8 protein-coding genes are annotated in these 7,844 nt (G+C 65.8%); all 8 read left to right on the top strand.

Going from position 1 to position 7,844, the window contains the following annotated elements; genetic code table 11:
- A partial coding sequence (locus ACMO6A_RS12885; protein WP_418471375.1) for a formate dehydrogenase accessory sulfurtransferase FdhD occupies nt 1-380 on the top strand: 380 nt, incomplete at its 5' end.
- Nucleotides 381-527: 147 nt separating this feature from the next.
- Nucleotides 528-1,325, top strand: coding sequence for a class B sortase (locus tag ACMO6A_RS12880; protein ID WP_226844001.1), 798 nt, complete (start codon nt 528-530; stop codon nt 1,323-1,325).
- A gap of 136 nt (nt 1,326-1,461) precedes the next feature.
- A complete protein-coding gene (locus ACMO6A_RS12875) occupies nt 1,462-2,184 on the top strand; it encodes a hypothetical protein (RefSeq protein ID WP_226843997.1) in 723 nt (240 codons plus the stop codon).
- Nucleotides 2,185-2,573: 389 nt separating this feature from the next.
- On the top strand, nt 2,574-3,161 hold the full coding sequence (gene pyrR, locus ACMO6A_RS12870) for a bifunctional pyr operon transcriptional regulator/uracil phosphoribosyltransferase PyrR (protein WP_009307089.1): 588 nt from the start codon (nt 2,574-2,576) through the stop codon (nt 3,159-3,161).
- 3 nt (nt 3,162-3,164) lie between these two features.
- Entirely contained in the window at nt 3,165-4,109 is a 945-nt protein-coding gene (locus ACMO6A_RS12865) for an aspartate carbamoyltransferase catalytic subunit (protein WP_009307088.1), read from the top strand.
- A complete protein-coding gene (locus ACMO6A_RS12860) occupies nt 4,093-5,385 on the top strand; it encodes a dihydroorotase (protein WP_009608706.1) in 1,293 nt (430 codons plus the stop codon). The genes ACMO6A_RS12865 and ACMO6A_RS12860 overlap by 17 nt, the downstream gene beginning before the upstream one ends.
- A gap of 916 nt (nt 5,386-6,301) precedes the next feature.
- Nucleotides 6,302-6,838, top strand: coding sequence for a DUF559 domain-containing protein (locus ACMO6A_RS12855; protein WP_226843995.1), 537 nt, complete (start codon nt 6,302-6,304; stop codon nt 6,836-6,838).
- A gap of 477 nt (nt 6,839-7,315) precedes the next feature.
- The coding region (locus tag ACMO6A_RS12850; RefSeq protein WP_418471374.1) for a carbamoyl-phosphate synthase domain-containing protein at nt 7,316-7,844 on the top strand (529 nt) is incomplete at its 3' end.

Below are 7,844 nucleotides of genomic sequence, written 5' to 3'. Positions count from 1 at the left end.
GCATGGAGGAGCTGTGCGAGCGCAGCCCGCGCCGCAACACCGGCGCGTGCGTGCACGGCTGCGGGCTGGGCGCGGCGGGCTCGGACGAGCTGCTGCTGGTGCGCGAGGACATCGGGCGGCACAACGCCATGGACAAGCTGGTGGGGCAGGCGTGGCTCGACCGTGTGGACGTGCGCGACAAGGCGCTGTTCATCACGGGGCGCATCAGCTGCGAGATGGCCCTCAAGGCTTATCGCGCCGGTTGCCCGGTGCTGGTCAGCCGCAAGTCGGCTACCGACGAGGCCGTGCGCCGCGCCGAGGAGCTGGGCGTCACCCTCGCGTCGCACTGCCGCGACGGCCGTATCCGCGTCCTGTCGCGTTCCGAGCGCGTCACGGGGTAGGGGGATCGGCCCCTGCGGGCGATCCATCCGGTTTCGCCGTGCACGCGCCCGGTTTCGCCGTGCGCCTTGACCGCGCCCGCCGGTTGCCTTTGAATTGCCCAGACGGCGCGCGGCGCGTAGGCGCGCCCGAGCGAGAAAGGGCTTCCTTTGAGACATTCCGGGCGTGTACGGCGCGATCCGGGCGCGATGGCGCTCGTCGTGCTGCTGGCGGTGCTGCTCGCCGGGGCGGCGGCGGGGTTCGGCTATCTCGCCTGGCAACGGCAGCAGGCGGCCGATGCGGTGCGCGCGGTCGAGCGCGAGCCGCTGCCGGCGGTGGAGCGCGCCTACGACGCGCCTGCGGACGAGCCGGCGGAGAATCCTATCGACTTTGAGGCGCTGCGCCGGGAGAGCCCCGACGTCTACGCGTGGCTCTACGTGCCGAACACGAACGTCAACCTTCCCGTGCTCCAGCGGCCGGGAGACGACTTCTTCTACCTCGATCATGACCGCTACGGCGAGCCGGCCGTCGAAGGCGCGGTGTTTTCCCAGATGGCGAACGCGACCGACTTCTCCGATCCCGTCACCGTGCTGTACGGCCACAACATCGTGAACGACGCGATGTTCGCCACGTTGCATGCCTACGAGGACCCGGCGTTCTTCGCCGACAACCCCGAGCTGTACGTTTACCTGCCCGATCGCATCCTCGCCTACGAGGTGGTGGCGGCCTACGAGTACGACGACCGGCACATCCTCAACTCGTTCGACTTCTCCGACCCCGCCGTGCGGACGGGCTACTTCGCATCGGTGCTCGCGCCCGACGACCCGAAGGCGAACGTGCGCGACGGCGCGCAGCTCGATGCCGACGACCGCATCGTGCAGCTCAGCACCTGCCGCTCGGCCCTGACCAGCGACCCGGTGCGCTATATCGTTACGGCCGTGCTCGTGGGCGAGAAGCCTGCTGCGTGAGCTGCGCCCCCGCTTTCGCAATAGGCGGAGCCTCTTTCGTCGAAGGGGTCGAACGGCATGTCTCCATGCTCTAGCATGAGGTGGCTGTGGAATGCTTGCGCCTTCGGGTAGGCGCATCGACGAGAGAGGTGCTGATATGAAGAAGAAGCTGGCCGCGCTTTTGTGCGCTGCGATGCTCGCGTGCGCGCTCCCCGCGCTCGCGTGGGCCGACGAGGCGGCTGAGCCGACGGCGGATCAGGCGACCGCGCAGGAGTCGGCCGCGGCCCGCTCGATCGGGCCGTGGCAGGAGAGCGCGTCGAACGAAGACGGCTCGTGCGTCCTCTCTGGCGAGGCGAGGGCGTCTTCGTTCGCCGTCATCGCTACGAGCGAGACGGCCGACGACGCGCTGGACGGCATGCCCTCGTTCAGGGTCGTTGCCGAGAACGCGACCAAGAAGATCGATTTCGGCGTGGCGCTTCTCGCGGGCGGCCAGTACGCCGGTTGCAACAAGCTCGAGGTGCACGTGAAGCCGAGCGCGGGAAGCGCTGGCATCGCCAAGACGTTCGAAGTGACGAGAGCCGTCGACCAGAGCAGCTTCAACTTCACGTCCGAGATGTTCAACCTCGGCGACCAGGAAGGCGATGCCTCTTACAGCGCCGACTTCGTCATGACGCTCGTCCCCTCGAAGGCGGACGTCGACGAACCGGCCGCCAACGAGCCTGCTGCCGATACGTCGGCTGCGTTGCCGTCCGGCGCCGACACGGGCGCGACCTCGCCCAAGACCGGCATGGACGCCGGCGCGCTGGCGGGCGCCTCCTTCGCCATGCTGGCCGCCGCCGGAGTCGTGGCCTTAGCGCTGCGCCGCAAGCTCGCGAAGTAACCGATGCTCATCGTCGGGCGGGCGTGCCGCAAGGTTCGCCCGCCCGGTCGTCGAAAGGCGGCCGCATAGGCGCTTGCGCGACCTCGCCTTATACATATTCTCGCAAGTTTCTGCATAAAAGGGGTTACAAATCGGCTCCGAACCGAATATACTGCTTCCAGTCCTTTAAAAGCGGTACAGAGAGACCGACAAGGTAGAACCCCAAGCGCTCACCCGAACAAGAGCGCGACGAGTCGAAGCCTTTGTCTGTCGCGGAGGCTTTTTTCATGCCCTCGCGCAGACGCCGCCAACTCGGGGGCGACGCGGACGCCCGGCATCGCCGGAGCGGGCGCGGAACCCGGCGGAGAGCAGGTCCGTCTGTACGCACTCGACGTCAAGAAAGGGTGTGTATGAACGACGCAGGAACGGTCAAGACCGTCTGCATGGACGCAGACGAGATCGAGCGGTCGCTGACGCGCATCGCGCATCAGATCCTCGAGACCAACAAGGGCGCGGGCAACATCGCGCTCGTCGGCATCGTGACGCGCGGCGACTTGCTCGCCAAGCGCCTGGCCGAGAAGATCGAGGCCATCGAGGGCACGAAGGTGCCGCTCGGCAAGCTCGACATCAGCTTCTATCGCGACGACTTCGCGACGCATCTCTCGCCCGAGGTGCATTCCACCGACATCCTCTTCGACCTCGACGGCAAGGACGTCGTGCTCGTCGACGACGTGCTGTACACCGGCCGCACCATCCGCGCCGCGCTCGACGCGCTCATGGACATCGGCCGTCCCTCCACGGTGCAGCTGGCCGTCCTCGTGGACCGCGGCCATCGTCAGCTGCCCATCCGCGCCGACTTCGTGGGCAAGAACGTCCCGTCTTCCTCCGACGAGAACGTGCGCCTGTTCTTGGAAGAGGCGGACGGCAAGTCCGAGGTCGAGATACTGGAAATCGCTCCGGGCTCCCGCGCGGGTTCGGCACCGCTGGGAGGTGAATAGGGCATGGCTTTCAATCACAAGCATCTGATCGACATCACGGAGTACTCCGCCGACGACATCATGACCGTTCTGGAAACGGCGGTCCGCTTCAAGGAAGTCAACGAGCGCCGCATCAAGCAGGTGCCCACGCTCAAGGGCGTCACCGTGGTCAACATGTTCAACGAGCCGTCCACCCGCACGCGCTCCTCGTTCGAGATCGCCGAGAAGCGCCTGAGCGCCAACAGCCTGAACTTCGGCGGCAGCTCCACCTCCACGGTGAAGGGCGAAAGCCTCGTGGACACGGTGGAGACGCTGTGCGCCTACAAGATCGACATGATCATCGTGCGTGACAAGCACGCCGGCGTGCCCCGCAAGATCGCCGACGTCTCCGGCGCGCACGTCATCGACGCGGGCGACGGCAAGCACCAGCACCCCACGCAGGCGCTGCTGGACCTCTACTCCATCTGGGAGGTCAAGGGCGACCTGAACGGCCTCAAGGTGGGCGTCGTGGGCGACATCGGGCACTCCCGCGTGTGCGGCAGCCTGATCCCCGCGCTCAAGATCATGGGCTGCGAGGTGACGGTGGTCGCGCCGCCGACGCTGCTTCCCGCGCGCCCCGACATCCTGGGCGCCGACCACGTGACCACGAAGCTGGACGAGGCGCTGCCCGACCTCGACGTGGTGTACATGCTGCGCATCCAGCGCGAGCGCCTCGAGGGCGCGCCGTATCCGTCGCTGCGCGAGTACAACATGCTGTACGGCCTCACGAAGGACCGCGAGCACCTCATGAAGCCCGACGCCCTCATCTGCCATCCCGGCCCCATCAACCGCGGCGTCGAACTGGATAGCTACATGGCCGACCATCCGAAGCGCTCGGTCATTCTCGATCAGGTCTATGCCGGCATCCTTACCCGCATGGCCGAAATGTACCTGCTGCTCGGAGGGAGCGAAGATGGCCTTACTGCTTAAGAACGCCCACGTGATCGACCCGCAGGTCGGTCTGAACGAAACGGCCGACATCCTCGTGCGCGACGGGAAGATCGTCGAGATCGGCCAGAACCTTGCGATGGAGAAGGGCGTCGAGCGCGACCTGGGCGGCAAGATCGTCGTTCCCGGTCTCGTGGACATCCACGTGCATCTGCGCGAGCCCGGCTACGAGCTGAAGGAGGACATCGCCTCCGGCACGCGCGCCGCGGCGCACGGCGGCTTCACGGCGGTGTGCTGCATGCCGAACACGAAGCCCGTCATCGACAACGCCGTGGGCGTGGAGTACGTGAAGGCTCGCGCGGCGGCCGTGGGCAAGTGCCGCGTGCACGTGGCCGGCTCCTGCTCGCAGGGGCTCAAGGGCGACACGCTGTCCGAGATGGGCGACATGGTGGCGCACGGCGCCGTCGCCTTCACCGACGACGGCCGCGGGGTGCAGGGCGCGGGCATGATGCGCCGCGTCATGGACTACGCCGCGCAGTTCGACCGCGTGGTGATGAGCCACTGCCAGGACGAGGACCTCGTCGGCGCCGGCCAGGTGAACGAGGGCGTCGTGTCGACGCGCCTGGGCATGCTGGGCTGGCCGGCCGAAGGCGAGGAGATCCAGATCGCCCGCGACATCGCCATCTGCCGCCTCACCGGCTGCCCGCTGCACATCCAGCACCTCACCACGGCGCGCGGCCTGGACCTGGTGCGCGCCGCCAAGGCCGAGGGCCTGCCGGTCACCTGCGAGGTCACGCCGCACCACCTGTTCCTCACCGAGGACGCCATCGGCGACGACTACAACACCTTCCTCAAGGTGAACCCGCCGCTGCGCACGGCCGAGGACGCCGCCGCGCTGGTGGAAGGCGTGAAGGACGGCACGGTGGACGCCATCGTCACCGACCACGCGCCGCACAACGACTTCGAGAAGAACGCCGAGTTCGAGCTGGCGCCCTTCGGCATGATCGGCCTAGAGACGGCGCTTTCGCTCGTCATCACGAACCTGGTGGCGCCGGGCGTCATCAGCTGGGAGCGCGCCGTCGAGCTCATGGCCGTGCGTCCCCGTGAGATCCTGCGCGTCGAGCGCGTGGCCCTCGAGCCGGGCGCGACGGCCGACCTCACGGTCATCGACCCGGACGCCGCCTGGACGGTGGACGCCGCGGACTTCAAGTCTAAGGCCGTGAACTCGGGCTTCATCGGCGTCGAGCTGACCGGCCGCGCCACCGACGTCTACGTGGGCGGCTACGCCACCATGGAGGACGGCGCCATCGTCGAGTAGGGTCGAGCCCTGCACGATCTTCGAACCACGCGGCCCCGCATCGAGCGAACGATGCGGGGCCGTTCTGCGCGATGCCCGGTGCGCCCAATGGCCATACGGGGCGTAAGAAACGCTCCGATGAGCCGACTAGGCGGCGCAGGTCGCCCGCTGCGGTTCCAGATGCCCGATTCTTCCTGCAATGTTGCGTTGCGGGGGTAGAAGAAGGGCGATCCTGAGTGCTTTTGCGCGTTTTCCCTGGTTGCAAACGCAACTGCTGGAGAATGTCCGATTGATGCGCGTTCTTTCGCAACATTACGGGAAATATCGGGCATCCGGGCGGGCACTGCGTGATAAAATCATCTCCTTATCGAGCCAGTGCAGGCGCTCTTCTTTTTTGAAGCAGCCCATGGAGGAAGCCGGGCCCTCGCTTCCTAGTACCACGTCTGCAAGATCCTCGCAGCCCAGGGCAGACGAGGAGGCTCCAATGGAACCTATGCAGGTTTGCTTCTCCCATCAAACGGCTTTTCAGGTGTTGAGGGCGATCGACGCGCGGGAGCTTGCAGGGTCTGGCGACACGGCGTGGCGGCTTCCCGCTCGTGCGCCGAGTGCGCGGGAGCTCGAAGAGGTCGTCAAGCGCATTGAGAACGATCGCCCTGGGTTATCGATCGAGCGTCCCGTCCATATTCTCCTGGGAGCGGCTTCAAGATGCCGCTCCACTTCGCGTCGCGTGTCGCACGTGTGCACACGGCAGATGCGTGGGAAGCCCTTGCTCCGGCTGTCGGACGGTGTTGGCGTATGCAGTGCGCCGTTTGCCTGCGTTCAGGCGGCTCCGTCAGCGAAAAACAAGATCGATCTGCTTGAACTTGCTTACGAGCTTTGCGGAACCTATCGCACTCGGCGAACGTCGACCGCTCCTGCGTATCAGGTGCCTCCTTTGATGACGATGCGTTCTCTACGCAGCTTCGTTTCGCTCAACCCTTCCATCGCGGGCGCTCGGATCGTGGCGCGCGTCCTGCCGTACCTGGCGGATGGTTCGGCTTCTCCGAGGGAGACGAAGCAGGCGCTCGTGTTGGGCTTGCCGACATCGTACGGCGGGTACGGCTTGGGCATCCCGAGGATGAATTACGAGGTGAAGGCAATCGCAGGAGCCCGCACGACTTCCGGCAGATCGAGTTTTCGTTGCGACCTTTGCTGGGCGGATGCGAAACTCGACGTGGAGTACCAAAGCAGGGAGATGCACGAAGGGGAGGAAAGCCGTATCAGGGATTCTAGAAGGACGAACGCGTTGATGGCGATGGGCTGGACGGTCGTAGGCGTCACGAACGACGAGCTGGACAGCCTGGCTGCAACCGACGCGATAGCCGACACGATACGTCGGCTCCTGGGAAAGCGCGTGCAAGTGCGCGTGTCGGACTACCATGCTCGCAAGCTGCGGCTCCGGCGGCAGCTCGGGCTTCCGGTGGGCTACGACTAGGCCGGCCGCCGTAGGTGCGGCCTCGATGTGCGATTATCACAGGAATGTTGCGTTTGACGGGGCGTTCTCATCGACACGGAAAAGCGCGAGACGATGATCAGGCAGTTTGCAATGATTACTTTCGATGCATGCCGATACGGTCCGAAAAAACGCAACATTGCGGGAAGAATCGCACGCGGCACGCCGCTTCTTCGGCACGCGTGCGCCGGCCGCCGGCGGGATAGAACGTCCGACGGTCGGAAGCTGTGCGCGTCTTTCGGTATCGTTTCTTGTAATTGCATAAAAATACTCGAATAGTAGAAAATATTGCATTTCTAATCGATAAAACTCGTTATAGGCGTATACTACGCTTCGACCTTTAAGGGCGGTACGGAGAGACCGACAAGGTGCGCAACATACACCCTGCATCCGTGCGCCTCCCACATCAGATGGAGGCGCTTTTTTGTAGGGGCGTTGCCCGAACGGAAGGATGGAAGCTTGAGCGAGATTTCGAAGCGGTTGTTGCAGGGGACGTCGAAGCCCGCGGGCGCGCCCGCGGCGCTCGTGTTGGAGGACGGCGCCGTGTTCCGCGGCACGTCGTGCGCGGCGGCGGGGGAGGTGTTCGGCGAGATCTGCTTCAACACCTCGCTCGAGGGCTACCTCGAGGTGATCACTGACCCGTCGTACGCGGGTCAGATCGTGACGATGACGTATCCCCAGATCGGAAACTACGGCGTGAACGTGGACGACGCGCAGGCGGACGAGCCCGCCCTGCGCGGCCTCGTCGTGCGCGACCTGTGCGCGACGCCGTCGAACTGGCGCAGCGCGCAGGGCCTGCCCGACTACCTGCGCGACCACGGCGTGGTGGCCGTCGAAGGGGTGGACACCCGCGCGCTCGTGCGCCATGTGCGCGACTGCGGCGCACAACGGGCCGTGCTGTCCACCGTCGACGTCGACGAGGCCAGCCTTCTGGCGAAAGTGCGCGCGAGTGCATCCATCGTCGGGCAGAACCTGGCCTCCACGGTGT

Origin of the sequence: Eggerthella sp. (genome assembly GCF_048329335.1) — a bacterium.
Lineage (GTDB): Bacteria > Actinomycetota > Coriobacteriia > Coriobacteriales > Eggerthellaceae > Eggerthella > Eggerthella lenta.
Note: the sequence above shows the minus strand (reverse complement) of the source record. Positions and strands in the feature narration are given on the sequence as shown.

Excerpts from the sequence above, each read along its gene's own strand:
- ACMO6A_RS12875 (WP_226843997.1), top strand. The coding sequence starts at position 1,462 with ATGAAGAAGAAGCTGGCCGCGCTTTTGTGCGCTGCGATGCTCGCGTGC.
- pyrR (WP_009307089.1), top strand. The coding sequence starts at position 2,574 with ATGAACGACGCAGGAACGGTCAAGACCGTCTGCATGGACGCAGACGAG.
- ACMO6A_RS12865 (WP_009307088.1), top strand. The coding sequence starts at position 3,165 with ATGGCTTTCAATCACAAGCATCTGATCGACATCACGGAGTACTCCGCC.
- ACMO6A_RS12860 (WP_009608706.1), top strand. The coding sequence starts at position 4,093 with ATGGCCTTACTGCTTAAGAACGCCCACGTGATCGACCCGCAGGTCGGT.
- ACMO6A_RS12855 (WP_226843995.1), top strand. The coding sequence starts at position 6,302 with ATGACGATGCGTTCTCTACGCAGCTTCGTTTCGCTCAACCCTTCCATC.